22 protein-coding genes are annotated in these 21,552 nt (G+C 46.5%); 13 read left to right on the forward strand and 9 right to left on the reverse strand.

Features of this window, described 5'->3' with window-relative positions:
* Window positions 1–165: 165 nt before the first annotated feature.
* Window positions 166–609, forward strand: coding sequence for a YhfM domain-containing protein (locus tag AC2Q9J_RS05550; protein WP_499037916.1), 444 nt, complete (start codon window positions 166–168; stop codon window positions 607–609).
* A 47-nt stretch (window positions 610–656) separates the two neighbouring features.
* Entirely contained in the window at window positions 657–794 is a 138-nt protein-coding gene (locus AC2Q9J_RS05555; RefSeq protein WP_499037918.1) for a hypothetical protein, read from the forward strand.
* A gap of 76 nt (window positions 795–870) precedes the next feature.
* On the opposite strand, the gene AC2Q9J_RS05560 is transcribed toward AC2Q9J_RS05555, so the two are convergent.
* Both AC2Q9J_RS05560 and AC2Q9J_RS05565 read right to left on the reverse strand, forming a co-directional pair.
* Window positions 871–1,323, reverse strand: a complete 453-nt coding sequence (locus tag AC2Q9J_RS05560) for a DUF305 domain-containing protein (protein WP_499037920.1) — start codon at window positions 1,321–1,323, stop codon at window positions 871–873.
* 198 nt (window positions 1,324–1,521) lie between these two features.
* Entirely contained in the window at window positions 1,522–2,109 is a 588-nt protein-coding gene (locus tag AC2Q9J_RS05565) for a YdhK family protein (protein ID WP_499037922.1), read from the reverse strand.
* A 290-nt stretch (window positions 2,110–2,399) separates the two neighbouring features.
* Between AC2Q9J_RS05565 and AC2Q9J_RS05570 the strand changes: the two genes are divergently transcribed.
* The 3 genes from AC2Q9J_RS05570 (at window position 2,400) to AC2Q9J_RS05580 (ending at window position 6,666) form a co-directional block, all read left to right on the forward strand.
* Window positions 2,400–3,803, forward strand: a complete 1,404-nt coding sequence (locus AC2Q9J_RS05570; RefSeq protein ID WP_499037924.1) for a sensor histidine kinase — start codon at window positions 2,400–2,402, stop codon at window positions 3,801–3,803.
* Complete coding sequence (locus tag AC2Q9J_RS05575; RefSeq protein WP_499037926.1) at window positions 3,781–4,458, forward strand: response regulator transcription factor; 678 nt, start codon at window positions 3,781–3,783, stop codon at window positions 4,456–4,458. Before AC2Q9J_RS05570 ends, AC2Q9J_RS05575 begins: the two co-directional genes overlap by 23 nt.
* A gap of 156 nt (window positions 4,459–4,614) precedes the next feature.
* Window positions 4,615–6,666 (forward strand): heavy metal translocating P-type ATPase, encoded by a 2,052-nt coding sequence (locus tag AC2Q9J_RS05580; protein ID WP_499037928.1) that lies wholly within the window; start codon window positions 4,615–4,617, stop codon window positions 6,664–6,666.
* A gap of 105 nt (window positions 6,667–6,771) precedes the next feature.
* On the opposite strand, the gene AC2Q9J_RS05585 is transcribed toward AC2Q9J_RS05580, so the two are convergent.
* From AC2Q9J_RS05585 to paiA, 5 genes are all read right to left on the reverse strand, one after another.
* Window positions 6,772–8,469 (reverse strand): cbb3-type cytochrome c oxidase subunit I, encoded by a 1,698-nt coding sequence (locus tag AC2Q9J_RS05585; RefSeq protein ID WP_499037930.1) that lies wholly within the window; start codon window positions 8,467–8,469, stop codon window positions 6,772–6,774.
* A 20-nt stretch (window positions 8,470–8,489) separates the two neighbouring features.
* Window positions 8,490–8,957, reverse strand: coding sequence for a cytochrome c oxidase subunit II (locus tag AC2Q9J_RS05590; protein WP_499037932.1), 468 nt, complete (start codon window positions 8,955–8,957; stop codon window positions 8,490–8,492).
* Window positions 8,958–8,996: 39 nt separating this feature from the next.
* Complete coding sequence (locus AC2Q9J_RS05595; protein WP_499037934.1) at window positions 8,997–9,152, reverse strand: cytochrome c oxidase subunit 2A; 156 nt, start codon at window positions 9,150–9,152, stop codon at window positions 8,997–8,999.
* Window positions 9,153–9,580: 428 nt separating this feature from the next.
* Complete coding sequence (locus AC2Q9J_RS05600; protein ID WP_499037936.1) at window positions 9,581–10,201, reverse strand: FMN-binding negative transcriptional regulator; 621 nt, start codon at window positions 10,199–10,201, stop codon at window positions 9,581–9,583.
* Window positions 10,202–10,228: 27 nt separating this feature from the next.
* Complete coding sequence (gene paiA / locus AC2Q9J_RS05605; protein ID WP_499037938.1) at window positions 10,229–10,738, reverse strand: spermidine/spermine N(1)-acetyltransferase; 510 nt, start codon at window positions 10,736–10,738, stop codon at window positions 10,229–10,231.
* 235 nt (window positions 10,739–10,973) lie between these two features.
* Between paiA and AC2Q9J_RS05610 the strand changes: the two genes are divergently transcribed.
* From AC2Q9J_RS05610 to AC2Q9J_RS05645, 8 genes are all read left to right on the forward strand, one after another.
* On the forward strand, window positions 10,974–11,630 hold the full coding sequence (locus tag AC2Q9J_RS05610; RefSeq protein ID WP_499037940.1) for an SDR family oxidoreductase: 657 nt from the start codon (window positions 10,974–10,976) through the stop codon (window positions 11,628–11,630).
* Between the two features lie 157 nt (window positions 11,631–11,787).
* The gene (locus AC2Q9J_RS05615) at window positions 11,788–12,639 is read left to right on the forward strand and encodes a GAF domain-containing protein (RefSeq protein WP_499037942.1); all 852 of its coding nucleotides are present in this window, start codon (window positions 11,788–11,790) and stop codon (window positions 12,637–12,639) included.
* 210 nt (window positions 12,640–12,849) lie between these two features.
* Window positions 12,850–13,590, forward strand: a complete 741-nt coding sequence (locus AC2Q9J_RS05620; protein WP_499037943.1) for an SDR family NAD(P)-dependent oxidoreductase — start codon at window positions 12,850–12,852, stop codon at window positions 13,588–13,590.
* A 75-nt stretch (window positions 13,591–13,665) separates the two neighbouring features.
* Window positions 13,666–14,529 carry a fumarylacetoacetate hydrolase family protein gene (locus AC2Q9J_RS05625; RefSeq protein ID WP_499037945.1) on the forward strand — a complete coding sequence of 288 codons (864 nt, stop codon included), beginning with the start codon at window positions 13,666–13,668 and terminating at the stop codon, window positions 14,527–14,529.
* Window positions 14,530–14,823: 294 nt separating this feature from the next.
* Window positions 14,824–15,621, forward strand: coding sequence for a carbon-nitrogen family hydrolase (locus AC2Q9J_RS05630; protein ID WP_499037947.1), 798 nt, complete (start codon window positions 14,824–14,826; stop codon window positions 15,619–15,621).
* A gap of 550 nt (window positions 15,622–16,171) precedes the next feature.
* Entirely contained in the window at window positions 16,172–17,371 is a 1,200-nt protein-coding gene (locus tag AC2Q9J_RS05635; RefSeq protein WP_499037949.1) for a quaternary amine ABC transporter ATP-binding protein, read from the forward strand.
* Window positions 17,364–18,224, forward strand: a complete 861-nt coding sequence (locus AC2Q9J_RS05640; protein WP_499037951.1) for an ABC transporter permease — start codon at window positions 17,364–17,366, stop codon at window positions 18,222–18,224. The genes AC2Q9J_RS05635 and AC2Q9J_RS05640 overlap by 8 nt, the downstream gene beginning before the upstream one ends.
* 365 nt (window positions 18,225–18,589) lie before the next feature.
* Complete coding sequence (locus AC2Q9J_RS05645) at window positions 18,590–19,522, forward strand: glycine betaine ABC transporter substrate-binding protein (RefSeq protein WP_499037953.1); 933 nt, start codon at window positions 18,590–18,592, stop codon at window positions 19,520–19,522.
* Window positions 19,523–19,600: 78 nt separating this feature from the next.
* Here AC2Q9J_RS05645 and AC2Q9J_RS05650 read toward each other — a convergent pair whose 3' ends face one another.
* Window positions 19,601–20,473 (reverse strand): GGDEF domain-containing protein, encoded by an 873-nt coding sequence (locus AC2Q9J_RS05650; RefSeq protein ID WP_499037955.1) that lies wholly within the window; start codon window positions 20,471–20,473, stop codon window positions 19,601–19,603.
* Between the two features lie 246 nt (window positions 20,474–20,719).
* On the reverse strand, window positions 20,720–21,541 hold the full coding sequence (locus AC2Q9J_RS05655) for an alpha/beta fold hydrolase (protein WP_499037957.1): 822 nt from the start codon (window positions 21,539–21,541) through the stop codon (window positions 20,720–20,722).
* Window positions 21,542–21,552: the final 11 nt, after the last annotated feature.

Below are 21,552 nucleotides of genomic sequence, written 5' to 3' on the forward strand. Positions count from 1 at the left end.
GGACATTTGCGGGCGTTTTTTTGTATGACAAAAACCTTGTCATTTTCATATTTAAAATTGAAAAATAAATAATGATTTACATTTTCAGGTATTTTTCAGGTAGACTTGAAATAGACAGTTAATTCACGAAGAGAATCATGTTTCTGGAGAAAGAGGGGTGCTGAAATGAGGATTGCTAAATGGTCGCCGATTCTGATGCTGCTTTTTTGTTCGGCCTGCTCATCGGTCGTTATTGAAGAAGCGGAAAATGTGCGGATGGATTATTGGGAAAAAGAAGGTTCGGAAGAGCTGATTGAACAAGAATACTTGGATGAAAGCAACGGACTCGCTATTTTTACAGAAGCAGTCAATTCTGCGGAGGAAATGGACGAGGGCAAGATCATCACTACCAGGCCCGTACTCTCAATGGAGTTCCTGATGGAAAATGAAGAAAATCGGACCTATCATCTATGGGTCACGGAAGATGGGGAAGGCTATCTGCAGAGCTTGCATCCGCATAAAAATGCGACGCTCCGGATGGATGATGAATCCGTCCAGGAAGTAAAAGATTTCATTGCAGCGAAAGATGATGTGGAAGTGGTGCAGGGGGAAATCGAGTTTGAACAGTGAGACATAGGGATTGCAAAGTTTAAATTGGCAGAACCAGGAGGCGGAGAATGGACTTTATTATCGGATTTATATTAATTGGCATAGTTTGGATTTCTTCAAGCACAATCGAGAAGAAACTGGACTCGCTCGGCGAACAGAATAAACGAGTGGTTGAGCTCTTGGAAGAAATAAGGGATAAGAAGTAAGGGCTAATTATACATAAACAAAAAGGAAGTCCAAATGCGAATAGATATCGCTTCGGGACTTCCTTTTTCTGTTTAATCATTCCTCGTTCTCGAGTTTTTCTATTAATTCTTTCATTTTGGCAATTTCTTCACGCTGTGTTTTGATAATCTCATCTGCGAGTTTTCTGACCTCGGGATCAGAAATATCAGCTCGTTCACTGGTCAGGATAGCGATGGAATGATGAGGAATCATCGCTTTCATCCAACCCGTATCCTCGATTAATACCTGGCTGCGGACCAGCCAAAGTGAAAGCGCGAATACTACAGCACTAGCGGCTAAGATAATGGAGTTGACCTTTTTATTCTTATACATTGGCCACATGAATAGCAGCATGACAATGGCCATTACGGAACCCATGATCAACGCCATATAGATTCGGGTTTCACTGTACGTGACGTGTTCGAATTGGAAAACATTTAAAAACATCAGCCAATACATCAGAAAAGTCGAAGTTAGAATCATGATTCCGAACTTTAAATAACTGTTCATAAAACCTTCTCCTTTCGTCATAGTTTATATGTCAGGCCAGCATGAATAAGCCCCTTCATTACTTGTATACCATTTAAAGGTTGAGATAAACTCCATAGAAAATGCATAATTACTCTAATGAAAAAAGGATGACTGTTAGAAACGAAAAACCACCGGTTCAATTAAGAACCAGTGGTTGCCCCATATCGTTTAAAGTCCTTAATTCGCTGAAAGTTCCTCTTCAGTCACCCATTTGTGATTGGTCACCTTATCGCCGCCAGTTGTCGTATTGAAATCGATCATGTAAACGGTCGTTTCCTCGGCAGAATCGATAATGGCCGTAACACCGTCCATTCCTTGCATGTGATCGGCCTCAAGAATCACTTCATCACCAGGCTCCAATGGCTCGCTTCCGGGGTTTTCAAGTTCTTCATGAATCACCCATTTGTGGTTCGAAACCGGATCGCCGCCATTGGCGGGGGTATAAGTGACAGCATAGACTACTGTATCGTAAGCCCCGACAATCGTAGCTTCAGCGCCTTTCATCCCTTCCATGTGATCAGAGTTGATAATCGCTTGGCTGCCGACCTCGTATAAAGGGTTTTGGGCATTGTCCAATCCATCAGGAAGGTCTCCTGAACTGGAGTGGTTCATGTCCATGTGTCCGGAATCCTGGTTCATGCTGTCCTCGTTTACAGGATCCATGTCCATTGGTTGATCAGGCATATCATTTCCCGTATTGCATGCGCTTAACGTCAGTGCTGCCAGGAAAGACAGGAGTCCGATTGTCCATTTATTTTTGTGCATATAAAATCCCTCTTTCTTTGTTTTTCTTTTCTTACCTTATCCAAAAAGAATGCATAAATTGTGCAGGAACCATGACATTTCAAAAACATTGAAATAATTATTTGGGTTATAGAAGACCTGCCCTGTACTTTATGGAAGAAACTGCACAAAAACTCGAAACTTTTTCGATAAACTAGGAGATAGTAAGCTGCTTTGGAAGCTTTGCGGCAATGACAGGGCCGATGAAGTATACTATGGGAAATAAAAAGCTGCAGACCGGAAATACTAATTGAGTTAAAAAGAGGGACGCCATGCTAAATCGCCTTGCATTAAAAGTCGGATTACTGTTTTTTGTATTCATCATAATTATTGAGTCAGTTTTGTTTTTGACTTTGTATGTGGCCTTCGTCAATGAACGGGTAGATGAGGTCATGACGAATCTGCTCGCACGGGGCAACACACACAGTGAGGTGTTAGCCGGCAGTTTTGAACCGGCAACCCTCGAACATGTCGCTCTGATGGAATCCGCATCAGATTTCATCGTCATCATAACCGACGAAGATGGCAATGAATTGATTCATTCGGATTCGATTAAACCCGAAATGGAAGCTGTTTTGGAGCATACCGATTTTGACGGAGCGATGCACCAAGGGGAAATAGTCGAAGAGAGATGGAACGAAAAAGAATTCATCGCGACTGACAGTCCAATTACGATTGACGGTGAACATCGCGGCCACGTCTTTATGTTTGCGGAAACGAACAATATTAAACAGATGGTGGGGCATTTAAGAAATCAATTCCTCGCCGTGGGTCTGATGGCAATCGGATTGACAATCATTACAATTTTTCTGTTGTCTCGGTTCATCACATTGCCGCTGATCCGAATGAAGGAAGCCACAGAACAACTAAAGAGCGGGAATAACCAGGTTAAGCTCAATATTGAACGCAATGATGAGCTGGGTGAACTGGCCTATGCAATCACTACTTTATCAACTGACTTGGACCGCTTAAGAAATGAACGCAATGAATTTTTAGCGGATATTGCCCATGAGCTGCGGACGCCGCTTACCTATATCAAAGGATATGCTGATATTGCAAGCCGGCCATCCGCTTCCGATGAAGAAAAGGCACAATACATTACTATCATTCGGGAAGAAACTGCTCATTTGACGGCATTAATCCATCAATTATTTGAACTGGCCCAGTTGGATCATAACCAGTTTGAAATAAAAAAAGAGGAATTTTCTTTGAATATGCTCTTCCAATCCGTCGTTGCGCTGATCCATCCGGCTTTCGATGAAAAGAAAATTAAGTTATCCATTCAATGTGATCAAAATCTGATAGCTTTTATAGATCCGGAACGATTTCAGCAAGTGCTCCTGAATATATTGGACAATGCCAGGAAGCACTCGCCGGAAGGTACGACAGTCACATTAGCTGGAGGAGGTAACGAAAAGACAGTTTGGATGAGTGTGAGTGATGAAGGAGAAGGCATACCTGAAAAAGATCTTCCTTTTGTATTTGAACGTCTCTATCGGGTAGATAAATCCAGATCGAGACAGTTTGGTGGAAGTGGGCTGGGATTGGCGATTGCAAAAGAAATCGTCGAATCACACGGGGGGCAAATAACGATAAACAGCGAAAAAGGAAAAGGGACGACCGTTAGGATTGAGTTGAAAAGAGGTGAATCGATTGAAGAAGGTACTGCTGATTGACGATGAAAAGCGAATGCTGGATTTATTAGCATTATATTTGCAGCCGCATCAATATCTCTGCAAAAAAGCAATGGGAGCACAGGAAGCCCTCGAATATCTGGAAAAGGAACAATTTGACCTTGTGTTACTGGATATTATGATGCCGGAAATGGATGGCTGGGAATTATGCCGTGAAATCCGAACGTTTTCAGATGTTCCGATCATTATGCTTACGGCCAGGGAACAGCAGGAGGATATCATAAGAGGCTTGAATCTTGGAGCAGATGATTACATCACAAAACCTTTTAATGAAGAAGAATTGCTGGCCCGCATGAAAGCATTATTGCGCAGAAGAACGCCGAAAAACACCATTGAAGTGAATGGATTGCTTTGGGAAGAAGAGCAGTTTGAACTTAGTTACCTCAAAGAATCCATTAAGCTGACGCCCAAGGAATTCCTGATGATCGGCCATCTGATGAAGAATAACAATAAAGTATTTACGAGGGAGCAGCTGATTCAATTGATTTGGGGCTATGACTCTGAGACGGAAGGGCGCACCATCGATTCGCATGTGCGGAATGTCCGCGAAAAAATCAGGCAATCAGGATTTCCGATCGATGACCATTTCATCACGGTTTGGGGAATCGGCTATAAATGGACCAATGAAGCAGAATAATAGTAGAAGCACGGCGGAGAAACTTTTCCGCCGTGCTTTTATTACTTGGAATATGCGACATTCGGACGAGCTTCTCGACAATTTCTCGATAGTTTGTTTCTATAATATAAAAGAATATATCGGAAAATTAAAAAAGTATTTGAGAGGAGGCTTCCCATGGCAAAACATGAAGAACACCATCACTCCGAAAATCATCAGGACGAAACCACCATACAGGAAGAACAGATGCATTCTGACCATGGACATAATGAGCATCAAGGCCATCACGGACACGGTGACATGGTAGAGGATTTCAAGAAACGGTTTTTCATTTCCTTGATCTTGACCATTCCGATTCTGGCATTATCACCGATGATCCAACATTTCCTGGGCGTCGACTGGCGTTTTGAAAATGATATGTATATCTTGTTCGCCTTATCAACCGGAGTATTCTTCTATGGGGGCTGGCCGTTTTTAACGGGAGGAATAGCAGAACTTAAAGAGCGGAACCCAGGCATGATGACATTGATCGCCCTGGCGATTTCCATCGCTTATGGTTACAGCACTGTGGTCGTATTCGGCTGGGACGGCAACCAGCTATATTGGGAGCTGGCGACTCTAGTGGTCATCATGCTATTGGGACATTGGATCGAAATGCGATCCATCATGGGCGCATCAAATGCATTGGAACAATTGGTGAAGTTGATGCCGAACGAAGCGCATAAATTAGATGAACACAATCAAGTCCATGATGTTCCTTTGTCTGAAATCCGGAATAAGGATTGGGTTTTGGTGAAGCCCGGCGAAAAAATTCCGGTGGATGGAATGATTGTAGATGGGAATTCCACAATCGATGAATCGATGCTGACAGGGGAATCCATTCCGATTGATAAAGTGGAAGGTGATAAAGTAATCGGAGGTTCAGTGAATAAAGAGGGATCGTTGACTGTTGAAGTGGAGAAGACCGGTGAAGAGTCTTATTTATCCCAAGTCATCACGATGGTAAAAGAAGCACAGGAGTCGAAGTCACGCACACAGGATTTAACAAATCGCGCAGCTAAATGGTTATTTTATCTGGCGTTGGCCGCAGGGTTTATTACCTTATTTGCTTGGCTGGCACTGGGTTATGCATTTGATATCGCCATTGAGCGGATGGTGACGGTAATGGTCATTACTTGTCCGCATGCACTTGGTTTAGCTGCTCCGTTGGTGGTCGCAGTTTCAACTTCAATTTCGGCAAAGCAGGGTCTGTTAATCCGGAACCGGGCAGACTTTGAAGGGGCTCGGAACTTGGATGCCGTTGTATTTGATAAAACCGGCACTTTGACGAAAGGTGAATTTGGTGTAACGGACATTGTTCCCGAAGAGGGCTATACAAATGCAGAATTATTGCAGTTAGCAGCTGCAATAGAACAGAATTCAGAACATCCGATTGCTGCAGGCATTGTGAAATCCGCTAAAGAAAAAGAAGTGGAAATTGGAAGAGTGAGTGATTTTGAATCGATAACCGGTAAAGGAATACAAGGCAGAGTCGGAGGGCAGAAAGTGAATGTGGTCAGCCCCGGCTATGTAAACAGCAGCGGATTAAATTACAATCGGAGTCACTTCGATGAACTTTCTGAAGAAGGAAAAACGGTAGTGTTCGTTCTTGTGGAAGATGAACTGGCCGGAATGATCGCTCTCGCTGATATTGTCCGTGAGACAGCGAAGGAAGCTGTGGCCGCATTAAAAGAAAAAGGGATCCATTCAATAATGCTGACGGGTGATAACAGGAAAGTCGCGAATTGGGTAGCGAAGCAAGTAGGGATCGATGAAGTGTATGCGGAAGTGCTGCCGGATGATAAAGCCAATCAAATAAAGGCGATTAAACAGAAAGGCTGGAGGGTGGCGATGACCGGAGATGGTGTGAATGATGCTCCGGCACTTGCCACAGCTGACCTTGGTATTGCAATCGGAGCTGGAACGGATGTAGCGATGGAAACCGCGGATGTGGTCCTCGTAAGGAGCAATCCGAACGATGTGGTGGCATTGATCGACCTTTCGAAAAAAACCTACCGGAAAATGGTCCAGAATTTATGGTGGGCAACCGGCTATAATATTTTCGCCATTCCATTGGCTGCAGGAGTTTTAGCGCCATGGGGAATTGTGGTCAGTCCGGCAATTGGAGCTGTTTTCATGAGTTTGAGTACAGTGATCGTAGCCATAAATGCAAAATTATTGAAGGCTTGATCAGAGTAGAAAAATCCAAAACGCAAAATTCCGAAGCGCTGTAACAGCAAAAGGAGCGGGCACATGAAGGTGCCCGCTCTTTTTTGCATTCATTTCAAAATAGACTTAAGGCATCAAAAACGGCGGTGAACCCGGATTCATGCCGGATGCAAAGTCGATCAGCGGAATCACATAGGCGATGGCAATCGAAACTGTCGCAAGTGCGACCCAAATCGACCAGCGATCCATGAACAGAGGCGAAGCATCGGAAGGGCTGTAATCTTCGCCGATTGGGAAGTCAGCATCTCCTTTGGGTGCGAAGAACGCCAATTGCGCCCAGATATAGAGCAGCAAAGCCATACCGATTACAAGGATGACGCCGCCCATGGCCATCAGCGTTTCGTACATTGCCCAGTCGGCAGCAGCGCTGCTGCCGTTATAAGTCGTATTGGCAGTGCGGCGTGGACTGCCGAGCAAACCGTTGATGTGCATCGCGCCGGACATGAGCAGCATGCCGCCTGCCCAGACGATAGTTTGTATAACCGCAAGGCGATTGATGGTCTGTGTCATCCTCCGGCCACTCAAATAAGGGATGAGCCAGTAGGAAATTCCGAAAAACGTCAGCATGACCGTAGTGCCGACCGTTAAATGCAGATGGCCGGTGACCCAGATGGAATTATGGACCACCTGGTTGATCTGGTTGCTGGCGTTGATGATGCCGCCGAGCCCAGCGGGAATGAACGCGAACATCGCGACGATCAATGCGAAGAAGCGGGCATCAGACCAGGGAAGCGTCTTCCACCAGCCCAATAAGCTGCGCACGCCTTTCGCTCTTCCGGCGCGTTCCATTGTCGCAAGCATCGCGAAAGCGGTCATGAGTGATGGGAAGATGATCATGAACGTCTGAATGACGTGCAGGAACTTCAGTTCCACGGACAAGCCGGGATCGAGAATCTGGTGGTGGAAGCCGCCTGGGACGTTGGCCACCACAAGAATGACGACTGCGACCCGGGCCAGCGAATCACTGAAGACTTTCCCGCCGATGATTTTCGGCATGGAGACATACCAGGCCGAGATAGCTGTCAGCATCCAAATGTTTACCAGGGTGTGGCCGAAAGCCCAGAACAAGGTGCGCCCCATCATCGGGTCAATGGTCGGTACCCAGCCGAATGCCCACGGAATGACCATGCCGACAACAAACACCGCGATGAACAGGGAAGCGAAAACCCATAATACAAAGACGGCATTTGCGAAAAAGGCGAACAGCGGCGTCAATTTTCCGGGATTCCGTTTTCTCCAGCTTTGGTATGTGATGAACATGCCGACGCAGTTCAGCAGAATGCCGACGACAATCAGCGCCAGTCCGACGTAAAACCAGGGATGTGCCTGCATTGGCGTATAGAATGTATACAGTACATTGGCGTTGCCGGTCAGGATGAAGAAAGCGGCCATGACCGTACCGACGGACATGAGCGCAAAACCGGCCCAGCCGAAGGCGATCGTTTTATCGGCCAGTCCGCCAAGCACCCGGGAAGTGCCGGCGTATAAATAACCGATGCTGAAAAACGAAGTCAGCACCAGGATGAACATCACCCCGTGCGCCGTCAGCAGTGCGTAATAGCTGATCCAGGAAGGGAGTTCCAAAAAGCCGCTTCGGACCAACCCCTGCAGGAGGCCTGCAATTCCGCCGACCATCAAGGCAATAAAGGCGATGGATAAATTGGCGGCGGATAAGCGGATATCCCGGCTGGTGATGCCAGTAGCCGCCGCGTCATTCACTGCCACTCCTTTATGGAGAATCGGTGCTTCATTGATATGAGCCATTATTTCCCCTTCTTTCTTTTTTATTGGACGATAATCGTGCTCGCCATAAACTCATGTCCGAGGCCGCAGTATTCGTTGCAGAGAATCAGGTATTCACCCGGTTCGTCGAACGTGTGACTGACTTTCGAGATATGGCCGGGCACCACCATGACATTCACGTTGGTGTCGGTGATTTTAAAACCGTGCGTGACATCGGGGGAAGCCAAGGTAAAATGGACAGTTGCTCCTGCTGGGATTTCCAGATCTCCTGGCTGGAACGCGAACATTTCCGCGATGATGGCAATTTCGTATTCGTTATCGCCGATTTCTTTCAGCTCCGTGTCTGCGAAAATCTCTGATTCCCGGACGCTTTGGGGATCGATCATTTCAGCGTGGCTGGGCGGTCCCATATCCAGGAAGAACGTTTGAACCGCGACAATGCCCAGGAAGATGAACAGAATAATGGAACCGATGATCAGCCATAGCTTTTCATAACGATGGATATGCATAGATTGAATCTCCTCTCCGATTTCTGTAATAGAAGGCTCTTAATTGCGCTCCAAAAACAAGATGAAGACGCTGAACCAGGACACAAGCATGAAAACAGCGATGATCAGAACGGACGTAAAGGTGCCTTTCAATGAAGTTTCCGCGGAATCACTATGATTCCGGTTCTTATTATTCTCTCTCGGAGCATTCTTCATTTTGGAATTCCTCCTTTCAAAGACTTTCGTTAGATGATGAAAACTTAATTCCTGAAAAGGATAAAAAGGATGGATAATACAGTTGAAAACCTATAGAATGAAATTAAAGAAATATTTAAAATATTTATTTAATTAAAGTATACACAATAAATTGGTATATTCCTTAGAAAATATATAATTTTTTAGTCTAAATTGCTTAAATATGAAAAAACCGTGAAAATTTGAAGATGAAGATAGCCATACGTCAAATATTGAGGAGGAAATTCAATGCTCGTCATGGCCATCGCTCTTATCGTGACTACATTCCTGGTGCTTGTCATATCTGCAGAAGTGAATGATAAAGAAGAAAAAAATTAAAAAGTGTCCAAGTAAAAAAGCTGTCCTGTTGAGAAAGTTCAACAGGACAGCTTTTCTATTTAATCAGAAGCTCAACGCTCTTCCATTCTTTTTTCCATCGCATCCGCCATCCGGCTGGAATCCGCGTTGCCTTCATTGCGCAGCTGTTCGATGATATTCTGATAATCCGTGTCGCTGCGGTTCTGGCTCATCTTATAAGCGGCTTGGATGTCGTTCACTTTGACCTTGAAGCCGACGATGCCTTTCATTTCGGTATCCAATAGAGAAGGGGACAGCTTGTCCCACAGCACAGGATCCGCTCGGTGCTCTTCGTATTTTCCCATCAGCTTCGTCAGGTCCCGCTTCAATTCTTCTCCGTCCAGGATTTGGGCGGCGCCGTATATATGGACCGCCTGGTAATTCCATGTCGGAACGTTTTCCTGCTCGTACCAGGAAGAAGAGATATAGGAATGCGGACCCTGGAACATGATCAGCGCTTCTTCACCGGCTTCAAAAGTTCGCCATTGCGGGTTCCCGTACGCCATGTGCCCGGTTATATAATAGTCTTCGTTTTCCTTCGCCAGCTGCAGCGGCAGGTGGGTCGCGATGGGCCTGCCTTTTCTCGTCGTCACAAGCGTTCCGAACGAATGGTGCTGCACAAATTCCTGAATCTCATCCACATCTGTAATTTTATAAAACTTTGGAACATACATAATAGCCCGCCTTTCAGAATAAAAGCATCAAAGTGTTTTCGTCATGATCAAATCGATTTGTTTATCGTCGCCCATGTAGAAGGGATGTGCGCCAGTTTGGACAAATCCTTTCTTCTTATAGAAGGCAATGGCATTTTCGTTTTCTTCCCAAACACCGAGCCACACTTTATGTTTCCCCAGTTCTGCCGCGATTTCGAAAGCTTTCTCCAGCAATAACTTGCCAAGCCCTTGCTTGTGGAATTTCTTCTTTACGTAAATGCGCTCGACTTCAAGCGAATCATAGCCCATCTTTTCCGACTGCGTTTCACCGACGTTGATCTTCAGGTAACCTGCGACTTCATCGTCGCTGCAGACGAAATAGAATTTCGATTCGGGGTTTGCCAGTTCAAGCGCCAGTTGCTCCTGATTATAAGCTTTTTCCAAATAGGCATTCAAATGTTCGAGCGAATTCTGTTCCTTGAAGGTTTCGGTGAATGTCTCCCGACTGATTGCCTGGAGGTCAGGCAGGTGTTTGGATGTGCATTTGATGAGGGTCATGTCTAAATCGCGCTCCTTCAATAATGTCGTTTTTGTCCTTTTCCTGGAGAATTTCAATGTAAATAAAACCTACTATAAAATGGCTGCAAATGCTACAAAAGGAGAAGCACTTGACCATAAGTATCCCACCAGCCACAAAGCTCTTTCTTTTGACTTGAAAATTTCCGTGTGATTAGAATAGGGAACATTCGAATAAACACATTCAGTAAATTAATGAAAAAGAGGAGAGTGCGCTATGAAAACAGCAATTATTGGAGCAAACGGAAAAGTCGGGAAACGTCTGGGGCAGATGCTTGCAGACTGTGGAGATGAAGCCTTTGGTTTTATTCGCAAGGAAGAGCAGGCTGAAGAGCTGGAGAAGCTGGGGATGAAAACGGTGATGGCTGATTTGATCGAAACGGATGCAGCTGAATATGCGTCTTTGCTGAAAGGCATGGACGCAGTCGTGTTCACTGCGGGAGCTGGCGGAGCGGGTACGGATTTAACCCAGGCAATCGATGGCGACGGCCTCAGCAAAATGATCGCGGCGGCGGAAGAGGCGGGAGTCAAACGCTTCCTGCTGGTGTCGGCATTTCCGGATGCGGGGCGTGGCATGGGCATGCCGGAAAGCTTCGAATTCTATATGAAGGTGAAGCGGCAGGCAGATGTCGAGCTGGCGAAATCCTCACTCGACTGGACGATTCTTCGGCCGGGCACGCTGACAGATGAGCCCGGGACAGGAGCAGTTGAACTCGGACTGGCCATTCCGTACGGAGAAGTTTCGCGGGATGATGTGGCGGGCGTTCTTGCTGAATTGCTCCATAATCCGGAAACGGTGAAGCTGATCCTTGAATTGACGGAGGGGCAAACACCGATTGCCGTAGCGGTGGCAAGCCAGAACCGTCCGTTGTAAAAAAATCTGTCCAAACTCGGTATCGGTGTTGAGCATTAAAGGTATACAAAGGTTATACTTTACTATTAGCGGGTATCATTATAGTTGATGTCGAAAAATTATAATAAGTAAAAGTGTAGCAATATATCAGGCGCACTCCCGAAATTGGAGGAATACGATGACACAGTCAACTGCGGGCCCGTCCCGTCAATTTGAGAATTTCAATGAGGCAGCCAATCAGGTGGTCAAGATGTTAAGCGGCCGGATGAACATCAATACTCTGTTCATCGCGCAAAATGATGGAGAAACCAATACCATTACGAAAGCTTTCAATAGAAACGAAGAATTGGTCGAAGAAGGAAGCGAGTCGCCTTTGAACCAGACTTTTTGCAACCTGTCGATCCAGCACGGGCAGAATGTGCTTAAGATAGATGATATTTCCAAGGATGCAGATGCTCAAACGCTGGACATCGCATCTGATTTTGATAATGGTTCATTCATGGGCATCCCGATTTATTATGAAAACGGCAAAGTTTACGGCACGATTTGCGGATTGGATAAGCATCCCTATGACTTTACGCCGGAAGACCAGGAAATGTTCGAGATGATGTCTTCGCTCCTGACGTATATCCTGGAGTTGGAGACGGCCAAGAAGGAAATCCAGAAACTTTCCTCGCCGCTTGTGCCGCTGACAGATGATATCTCCATTCTGCCGATCATCGGCCACATCACCCTTACCCGCGCCAAGCAGATGATTGATGATGTAGTCAATAAAGCCGGACGGGGACTGGATATTCTGATCATTGATTTTTCAGGAATCACTGAAATCGATCCGCAGATTGAGCAGCCTTTATTGGATTTGGTGAAAACCTTGAAAATCATGGGCGTCACACCAGTCATCACGGGAATCACGCCTTCCATCGCTTTGAACGTGCCGCATTTCGCCCATTCGCTGAAAGGCGAAAGGATGGAAGCGACGCTGAAAATCGCGATCGAGCAGATGGGCTTTAAATTGGTGATGAAGGACTGATTTGGCAATAAACATTAAAAACTTTTTATAAATGAAATCTGCAAAGACCCCGAGTGAAGCCCTATTGAAAAATGGGTTTCACTCGGGGTTTTATTGTGCAGTAAAAAAGGAGCGCCAGGTGAATTGGAAGAAAGAAGTGTTTTTGATATGAATAAACTTACTATTTAGATAATATAAGAGTGAACCATCATTATAAAGGAGGGCACGTACATGGATTTGGCAGGGAAAGTGGCAGTGGTGACAGGCGGTGCTTCAGGAATCGGGCTTGCCGCAGCAAAAGCGTATTTGGCGAAAGGCGCGAAAGTGGTGATTGCCGACTTCAACGAAGAAGGCGGCAAAAAGGAAGCTGAAAATCTGAAAAGCAGCGGGGAAGCGGCATTCGTCAAAGTCGACGTGGCAAGCGAAGAATCGGTCGAGAACATGATCAAGTTTGCTGTCGATACGTTCGGCACTGTCGACATTATAGTTAATAATGCAGGTATCGGCGCACTGAGCGAAACGCATGAGCTGAGCTATGAAGACTATCACAAAGTCATCTCTATTAATCAGGATGGCGTGTTCTTCGGTGCGAAACATGCGATTCGCCATATGATGAATAACGGAGGCGGTGTCATCATCAATACGGCATCCATTCTCGGCAGTGTCGGTGAAGGCGGCGCGTTCGCCTATAACGCTTCAAAAGGTGCAGTCAATCTGATGACAAAATCGTTGGCACTTCAATATGCCAATAAGAATATCCGCGTCAACGCAGTTGCACCGGGCTACGTAGAATCCGGCATGGTTAGCAGGGATGCACTCGGACCCGAATTCTATGACCAGCTTGTAGAAAAACATCCGATCGGACGATTAGGGCGCGCAGATGAAATCGCACATGCCATCATTTTCCTCAGCGAAAATGATTTCATGACCGGCGCTACAATCCTTGTGGACGGTGGCTATACTGCACAATAAAGAATCAGGAACCGCCGTCCTTATAGGGGCGGCGGTTTTATTCTGTAATCTAACGTTACGAAAGGGTTGGTGTATATGCGCTTAGCAACAATACAACTGGATGGAAAAGAGACGGCTGCTGTCGTCATAGCTAAAGGTGTAATTCCAGTTGAAGACATCAATAACGAATTCAATAAAGAGTGGCCGACGCAGCTCTTTGATCTGTTGCCGCTCGAACAATTGGAGCCGTTCAAAGAATGGTTTGCCGCACAGAACATGGAAACACTTGAAAAAATGGTACTACAGGAAGTAGAATTCGGACCGCTTTACCGCCACCCGCGCAAAATCTGGGGCATTGGACTGAATTACGTCGAACATGCAGCGGATCTCAGTGAAGTGTCGCCAAGTACGGAACCAGCCAGTTTCATGAAGCCTGATACGACAATCATTGGACCGGGTGAAACTATTCGTGTACCGCTGCAATCCGAGCGCACAACAGCAGAATCGGAACTCGGCATCGTCATCGGAAAAATTTGCAAAGACATCGAAGAAGAAGACGCGCTCAGCGTCATCGCCGGCTACACGACCATCATCGACATGACGGCGGAAGACATTCTGCAGAAAAATCCGCGTTACCTGACACGCGCGAAAAGCTTCGACACCTTCTTCAGTTTCGGTCCGCAGCTCGTGACGGCGGATGAAGTGGATAATGTGCTCGGCCTGAAGGTGGCGACAGTCATCAACGGTGAAATCCATCGCGATAATCTGGTGTCGAATATGACTTTCCAGCCGCAGCATCTTGTTTCCTTCCATTCAAAAGTCATGACGCTGCTGCCGGGAGACATCATCTCAACAGGTACACCGGGAGCGGTCGTCATCCGTGACGGAGACGTCGTTGAATGCCGCATCGATGGTTTTGAAACGCTGGTCAATCCGGTGGAGGATTTGAAAAATAAATGATGGGTAGCTCGTTTGCCTAAAAAAGGAAGAGTTTATGTTCGCTGATCATCGGAATTTGCAGTAGAAATATAGAGTCATTGTCCCGCCGGGCTTCGTAATATGAAATTGTAATGTAATTGTCATCTGAAAAGATGGACTTTACTGTGAGATATTGGGTATTCTTGAGACAACATGCTGAAATGCCAGGATTTATTTTTGTATAATATTGTTAGTGTCTTGGCCTAGAGACACTGATACATAGAATATATTCCAGCTGCAGATCAGTGTAAATAAAGCCTGTGGGGAGAGGTTCAAATGAAATACTCTATTTACCAGATGGACATCATAGCTGGAAATCCTGATGCGAATCGCATGAAAGTCAGACATTGGCTCGAAGCGGAAATGAAAGAGAACCGGCCCGATATCGTGGTGCTGCCGGAAATGTGGACGACCGCTTATACGCTGAAAGCCCTGGACAAAGTCGCCGATACCAATGGCGCGAAGACAAAGAGCTTCCTGAAGGAATTGGCGCTGACTTTTAAAGTCAACATCATCGGGGGTTCAGTTGCCAATCAGAAAGACGGGAAGTTCTACAATTCCTCATTTGTTTATGCGAGAAACGGCGATTTGGTCTATGAATACGACAAAGTCCATCTGGTGCCGATGCTGAATGAACACGATTTTCTTGCCGGAGGCGAAAAAGTGCCGGAAGTGTTCGAGTTGGAAGGCATCAAAATGGGTTTGATCATCTGTTACGATCTCAGATTTCCGGAAATCATTCGCAGCCTCGCACTGGACGGCGCGCAAGTTCTGCACATCGTCGCTGAATGGCCGGCGGCAAGAACCCGGCACTGGAAAGTTTTGCAGACGGCGCGGGCAATTGAAAACCAGATGTATGTGGTTTCCGCAAACCGGGTCGGTGAATACGACGGAGTGGAATTCGCCGGAGTTTCAATGGCCGTCGATCCATGGGGCGACGTCCTGCTCGAAGCCAGCGAAGAGGATGAAGAGACCTTGTCGATTTCACTGGATCTGGAGAAAGTGAAAACAGTCCGTGAAGAGGTTCCCATCTTTACAAGCCGGGTACCACATTTATATAAGAAGGAACTCTAAAGAAAAAAACCATAATGATAAAAGATAGAAGCGCATTTCCGACGGATTTTTCCCGTTGGAAATGCGCTTTTTAGTGAGAGAAAATATCAGAGGACATATCCGGATTCGGGGGTAAAAAAGCTAAAATTCAGTTCGAAAAACGGCATGTCAAAAAATTATTTCAAAAAAATTAAAAGAAGGGTAGGCCTTAAGAATCAGATTTTTCTATCAATTTTCTCAACCCCCGTCACTGAGGGAACGAGAGCTTGATAAGTAATAAAAAATTGCGTTTTAAATTGTCGGAATATGTCGGAAATAAGCCTTTCGAGAGGCGTAAATTTAGACAGTCGGTTTGAAATCATAGGTAATTAAGCGTATAGTTAAGTACATGCGGCTTAGGTTCATTGGCACGAAAAGAGTTTATTTATATAGGTTTTTGTTTGAATGCTGACGAAAAAAGAAGATTTTCGGTAAGGCAAAAACAGCCTGATAATAGATTGAGGTAAAAGAGATTTGAAAAACTCTTAAAGCCATGAGAAGCAAAAAAATGGTATGAGAGGTGTGAGCATATATGCCAGTTATTAAAGTAGAAGGCCTGTCAAAGGTATTCGGCAAAAACGTTAAGCAAGCTTTGAAGCTGCTTGAAGAAGGCAAAACGAAAGAAGAAATATTGAAACAGACAGGCAGCACAGTCGGTGTAAACCGCGCTTCCTTTGAAGTGGAAGCGGGCGAAATCTTCGTCATCATGGGGTTATCCGGCAGCGGCAAATCGACATTGGTACGATTGCTCAACCGCCTGATTGATCCGACAGAAGGCCAAGTAATCGTGGACGGCGAAGATTTAGCAGCGATGAACAAAAAAGATCTTCTGCGGGTGCGCCGTACGAAAATGAGTATGGTATTCCAGAAATTCGCACTTTTCCCGTTCCGCTCGATCTTGGAGAATGCAGAATACGGGCTTGAAGTACAGGGAATGCCCAAAGAAGAGCGCAGCAAAAAAGCACGCACCTCCCTTGAGATGGTCGGACTGGGTCAATATATGGAACAGTATCCATCCCAGCTATCCGGGGGGATGCAGCAGCGTGTCGGTTTGGCAAGAGCGCTTGCCAACGATCCGGAAGTGCTTTTGATGGATGAAGCATTTTCAGCGCTTGATCCGCTGATCCGCAAAGAAATGCAGGACGAGCTATTGGATCTTCAGGACACAATGAAGAAAACCATCATCTTCATCACGCATGATTTGGATGAAGCTCTCCGCATCGGCGATAAAATCGCTTTGATGAAAGACGGCTCGATCGTCCAAGTCGGTTCGCCGGAAGAAATTCTGATGAACCCGGCCAACGATTATGTCGAGAAATTTGTTGAAGACGTCGACCGCTCGAAAGTGCTGACGGCTTATAACATCATGAAACGTCCGGAAACGGTCAATATCGATAAACACGGCCCACGGGTCGCGCTCGAGCGGATGCAAAAAGAAGGCATCTCCAGCATTTACGTAACGGACAGCAAGCGGAATCTGAAAGGCTATGTAACAGCAGATGACGCTGTTGTTGCTCTTCGCAGCGAGGTGCCAAACCTGCTGGCCATTCTGAAAACCGATGCGCCAAGCGTAACGAAAGATACATTGATGAACGCAATCTTTGATATCAGCCACAACTCACCGGTTCCGATTACGGTTGTGGAAGATGGTAAATTGCTTGGAATCATCGTGCGCGGCGCGGTCATTTCGGCACTTGCAGGACAGGGTGAGGTGAATTTGACACATGCTTAACTTTATGGAAAACATCGAAAAAATCCCATTGGGTTCATGGGTGTCAAAAGCTACGGATAAAGTTTCAGACAGCTTCGCCTTCCTGTTCGATCCGATCAAGAATGAATTCGGCGACGGGCTGGAAAATTTCGCTGATATGCTGGCGGCAGTGCCACCGGTCATCGTCATCTTGATCGTGGCAGTACTGGCGTTCTTCCTCAGCGGAAAACGCTTCGGTCTTGCCGCGTTCTCAATCGTCGGCTTGCTGCTCGTTTGGAACCAGGGGCTGTGGGAAGAGCTTATGCTGTCCTTCTCCCTGGTGCTTGTCGCCAGTTTGCTTTCAGTAATCATCGGTGTTCCGATCGGCATCTTGATGTCAAAGAGCAAAATTGCTGAGAACATCATTACACCGGTTCTCGATTTCATGCAGACAATGCCCGCGTTCGTTTACTTGATCCCTGCGGTCGCATTCTTCAGCATCGGGATGGTACCCGGAATTTTCGCTTCCTTGATCTTCGCGACACCGCCGACTGTCAGGTTTACGAACCTCGGCATCCGTCAGGTGTCCGAAGATTTAGTGGAAGCAGCCGAAGCGTTCGGCAGCACAGGCGCACAAAAATTGTTCAAGGTTGAATTGCCGATGGCCAAAGCCACTATCATGGCCGGCATCAACCAGACAGTTATGCTTGCCTTGTCCATGGTCGTCATCGCATCTATGATCGGTGCACCTGGACTTGGCCGCGAAGTACTCTCGGCTCTGCAGCGCGCAGACGTCGGCACCGGCTTTGTTGCCGGTCTTGGGATTGTCATCCTGGCAATCATCATTGACCGCTTCACACAAAGCTTCTCCTTGAAAAAAGGAACGAACATCTGATCCAGCTGGAACCTTTCCTTGTATAAATTGAACTAAAGTATCAGTATCGAAACGACTCTTCACGTTATAGAAGTCTCTGAAGATATGGAGCAAAAAAACGGAGACTCCCAAGGGAGCAACGCACTTCAATGTCTCGAAGCTAGCGCAGCGATGCAGAGACAGAACCAGAGTTGGAAATCCAACTCCGGTTCGAGCGAAGTGCTGAGATCCACTCGGGAGAAGTGTAACGAGCCCGAGTTAGCTCAGCGCGAGCCCCTAGGAAAGCGGAGTTGTTTTGCGGAATATCGGTTACTGTAGTTTATTGTTTCAGTTTAAGTAGAAGGAAATACCATACAATTTTAAAGAAAAAGGAGATTGATCATATTATGAAAAAAGCACAATGGAAACATCTAGGTTTAGCATTTGCTGTAACGCCAATGATTCTGCTTGCAGCTTGTGGTGACGACAGCAGTGAAGAAAGCACAGACGAAGGAACTGCCGGCGATTCTGGTGAAGTGAATTACGGCGAAGAAATGGACTACAAGATCACAGGCATCGAGCCTGGTGCAGGTGTAGTTGCAGCATCTGAACAAGCTGTTGAAGACTACGAGAGCCTTGAAGGATGGGAAGTTGTAACTTCTTCAAGCGGCGCGATGGCAACTGAACTTGGCGCGGCAATCGACAACGAAGAACCAATCATCGTAACTGGCTGGAGCCCGCACTGGAAGTTCCAGAAATACGATCTTAAATACCTTGAAGATCCAAATGGCGTCTTCGGTGATGCTGAAACGATCAACACAATGGTACGCGAAGGCCTGGAAGAAGAAAATCCGGAAGCTTACACAATCCTGGATCAATTCTACTGGGAAACAGCTGACATCGAAAGTGTCATGCTGGAAGTTTCCAACGGAACAGCTGTAGAAGATGCAGCAGCAGCATGGATCGAAGAAAACAGCGACCGCGTAGCTGAATGGACTGAAGGCACTGAAGCTGTTGACGGTACGGAAATCGAACTTGCATACGTAGAATGGGACACTGAAGTCGCTTCTACAACTGTAATCGGCCAAGTACTTGAAGCTCAAGGCTTTGACGTAACATTGACTCCGCTTGATAACGCTGTAATGTGGTCAGCAGTGGCTGAAGGCCAGGCTGATGGAATGGTAGCTGCATGGTTGCCTGGAACACACGCTTCACAGTTTGAAACATACGGAGCTGACATGGTGGACCTTGGTGAAAACCTTGAAGGCGCTAAAATCGGATTTGTTGTCCCTTCATACATGGACATCGATTCAATCGAAGACCTTACACCAGCTGAATAATACAATAAAAATAACCGGACTCCCGAGAGATTTTCTCTTGGGGGTCCGGTTTTTTGTTTGCCCAAAATCCCACTTACCTCAACAACGCTCAACCACTTCCGACGCCTGAACTTCAGCCAGCTGCTGAAACAGGTAATAAGAAAGCCCTTCCTGTTTCTTGGCTTCGTACATCGCGAAATCGGCCTTGCGGATCAGTTCGGCCAGGTTCTCGCCGTCTGTGGGCGCGGTGCTGACGCCGATGCTGGTCTGTACCTGCTGCGAGCTGCCGTTGATGTCAAAGGGTTCAAAGAAAAGCGTCATCAATTGTTCGGCAAGGTCTTTGCCGGTGGTATCTTCTGTAAGAGTGGCGACCAGAAGAAATTCATCGCCGCTTAGGCGCACCAGAAACTCATCTTCAGCGAGCGCGGCTTTTATCCTGCCGGCAACTTCCACCAGCACTCTATCTCCGTATAGGTGCCCGTAATGATCATTGATCTCTTTGAATTTATCAAGATCAAAGAACAGAAAAGCGGTCCTGTGGTGAGCCAGCCAGCCTGGATTTTTCCGGTAATGCTGTTTTAAAAACTGCCGATTCGGCAAGCCGGTCAATTCGTCGTGGAGCACTTCGTCATTTTTTTCTTCCAGATGTTCAAGCGCACAATTCACGTCGTCTGCCAGTAAACCGATCATATCCCGGCTCGAGAAACTCACGCGCGCACTGTAATCTTCTTCATGAATGCGGGCGAGGATCTCCCGAAAATGCCCGATGATCGAACGGATAAAAGAATAATTTATTAGGAAAATAGCAGCGCCACTTATCAAACCGGCACCAATCGCCAATAAATACAGAACGAATAATTCTTCTTCCGGCACTGTAATAAGGAATTGCATAATAGAAGCAAAAGCAAGTCCAATAAACGCCCCTGTTGCCAGAAAGGCTCCGAACATATACACACTGTAATTTTTACGCATATTAAATCCCGCTTTCTCAGAGATGCTGAATTCATTCTTCAGGTCGTTTTCCATATCTTATTATAGGACTATACGCTAATAATAGAAATAGAATAATAAGTACTAATACCCAATTAATATCTACCCCTAAGGTGGGAGTGATAAACCAGAAGGGGCAGAAGGAATCGGTCTCTTCTATATAATACGTAGAGTCAGGCGAAATAGATTATAAGAGGGACGAATTTAAACGTGAAAAAAGAACGACGCCTAGACATCGCTCTTCAAAAAACGTTCGAGTATTTCATTGAACTTCTCACTGTGTTCCCAAAACATCAGATGGCCGCCGAGTATTTCGACCCGTGCTTCAGGAGAGATCCGCTGCATGAACGAACGGGCGGTTTCTCCCCAGTGTTCGGCTGCAAAGGTCAGCGTCGGAACTCTTTCAATCAACAGTTTCGCTTCTTCCCGGTAATCAGAAAACATGCCGGCGGCAAACAGATTAGATGCGATATAATATGGCGTCGCCAGCGCCTCCTCGATGATCCACTGCAATTCATCTTCAGTCAACTCACGCTGCACCATGACTTCAGTGGCGTACTCGGTGATGAATGCCCGCTGGCCCTCCGGATTGCGTAAGTTTTGTGTATAGGCGCCGGCTATTTCTTCGAGCGGCCCTTCGACCCAGTCAATTTCATCGTCACGTGACAGCGGCTTCGGCGACAGATCGACGATAACGGCCGCTTTCACATTGTCCGTTCCGTTCTGACGAATATACTCCCATACCGTCAAACAGCCGAACGACCAGCCGAGCAAGGTGACATCCTTCAAGCCAAGCTCGTCGATCACTTTCGTCACATCTTTGCCGTGGGTGATATAATCGTTGCCCTGCAGAGACTTCGTAGACCGTCCCTGGCTCCGCGGATCAATCGCGATCACACGATGTGTTTTCGAAAAATGCTCCACCTGACTTGCAAACGCTTCTGCAGAAAATACCCAGCCGGGAATCAGCACCAGCGGATCGCCGCTGCCGACATCCTGCACGTATAGTTCCACCCCGGGATCCACTTCAATATACTTGCCATTTACCATACTGAATCGCT

The organism is Planococcus sp. RAB007_Raresut (assembly GCF_057369535.1).

What these genes read in the sequence shown, in the direction of transcription:
- AC2Q9J_RS05650 (WP_499037955.1), bottom strand. Translation starts at nt 20,473, where the DNA reads ATGCGTAAAAATTACAGTGTGTATATGTTCGGAGCCTTTCTGGCAACA.
- AC2Q9J_RS05645 (WP_499037953.1), top strand. Translation starts at nt 18,590, where the DNA reads ATGAAAAAAGCACAATGGAAACATCTAGGTTTAGCATTTGCTGTAACG.
- AC2Q9J_RS05580 (WP_499037928.1), top strand. Translation starts at nt 4,615, where the DNA reads ATGGCAAAACATGAAGAACACCATCACTCCGAAAATCATCAGGACGAA.
- AC2Q9J_RS05570 (WP_499037924.1), top strand. Translation starts at nt 2,400, where the DNA reads ATGCTAAATCGCCTTGCATTAAAAGTCGGATTACTGTTTTTTGTATTC.
- AC2Q9J_RS05640 (WP_499037951.1), top strand. Translation starts at nt 17,364, where the DNA reads ATGCTTAACTTTATGGAAAACATCGAAAAAATCCCATTGGGTTCATGG.
- AC2Q9J_RS05655 (WP_499037957.1), bottom strand. Translation starts at nt 21,541, where the DNA reads ATGGTAAATGGCAAGTATATTGAAGTGGATCCCGGGGTGGAACTATAC.
- AC2Q9J_RS05610 (WP_499037940.1), top strand. Translation starts at nt 10,974, where the DNA reads ATGAAAACAGCAATTATTGGAGCAAACGGAAAAGTCGGGAAACGTCTG.
- AC2Q9J_RS05590 (WP_499037932.1), bottom strand. Translation starts at nt 8,957, where the DNA reads ATGCATATCCATCGTTATGAAAAGCTATGGCTGATCATCGGTTCCATT.
- AC2Q9J_RS05615 (WP_499037942.1), top strand. Translation starts at nt 11,788, where the DNA reads ATGACACAGTCAACTGCGGGCCCGTCCCGTCAATTTGAGAATTTCAAT.
- AC2Q9J_RS05595 (WP_499037934.1), bottom strand. Translation starts at nt 9,152, where the DNA reads ATGAAGAATGCTCCGAGAGAGAATAATAAGAACCGGAATCATAGTGAT.
- AC2Q9J_RS05555 (WP_499037918.1), top strand. Translation starts at nt 657, where the DNA reads ATGGACTTTATTATCGGATTTATATTAATTGGCATAGTTTGGATTTCT.
- AC2Q9J_RS05565 (WP_499037922.1), bottom strand. Translation starts at nt 2,109, where the DNA reads ATGCACAAAAATAAATGGACAATCGGACTCCTGTCTTTCCTGGCAGCA.
- AC2Q9J_RS05585 (WP_499037930.1), bottom strand. Translation starts at nt 8,469, where the DNA reads ATGGCTCATATCAATGAAGCACCGATTCTCCATAAAGGAGTGGCAGTG.
- AC2Q9J_RS05550 (WP_499037916.1), top strand. Translation starts at nt 166, where the DNA reads ATGAGGATTGCTAAATGGTCGCCGATTCTGATGCTGCTTTTTTGTTCG.
- AC2Q9J_RS05630 (WP_499037947.1), top strand. Translation starts at nt 14,824, where the DNA reads ATGAAATACTCTATTTACCAGATGGACATCATAGCTGGAAATCCTGAT.
- AC2Q9J_RS05635 (WP_499037949.1), top strand. Translation starts at nt 16,172, where the DNA reads ATGCCAGTTATTAAAGTAGAAGGCCTGTCAAAGGTATTCGGCAAAAAC.
- paiA (WP_499037938.1), bottom strand. Translation starts at nt 10,738, where the DNA reads ATGACCCTCATCAAATGCACATCCAAACACCTGCCTGACCTCCAGGCA.
- AC2Q9J_RS05600 (WP_499037936.1), bottom strand. Translation starts at nt 10,201, where the DNA reads ATGTATGTTCCAAAGTTTTATAAAATTACAGATGTGGATGAGATTCAG.
- AC2Q9J_RS05625 (WP_499037945.1), top strand. Translation starts at nt 13,666, where the DNA reads ATGCGCTTAGCAACAATACAACTGGATGGAAAAGAGACGGCTGCTGTC.
- AC2Q9J_RS05560 (WP_499037920.1), bottom strand. Translation starts at nt 1,323, where the DNA reads ATGAACAGTTATTTAAAGTTCGGAATCATGATTCTAACTTCGACTTTT.
- AC2Q9J_RS05620 (WP_499037943.1), top strand. Translation starts at nt 12,850, where the DNA reads ATGGATTTGGCAGGGAAAGTGGCAGTGGTGACAGGCGGTGCTTCAGGA.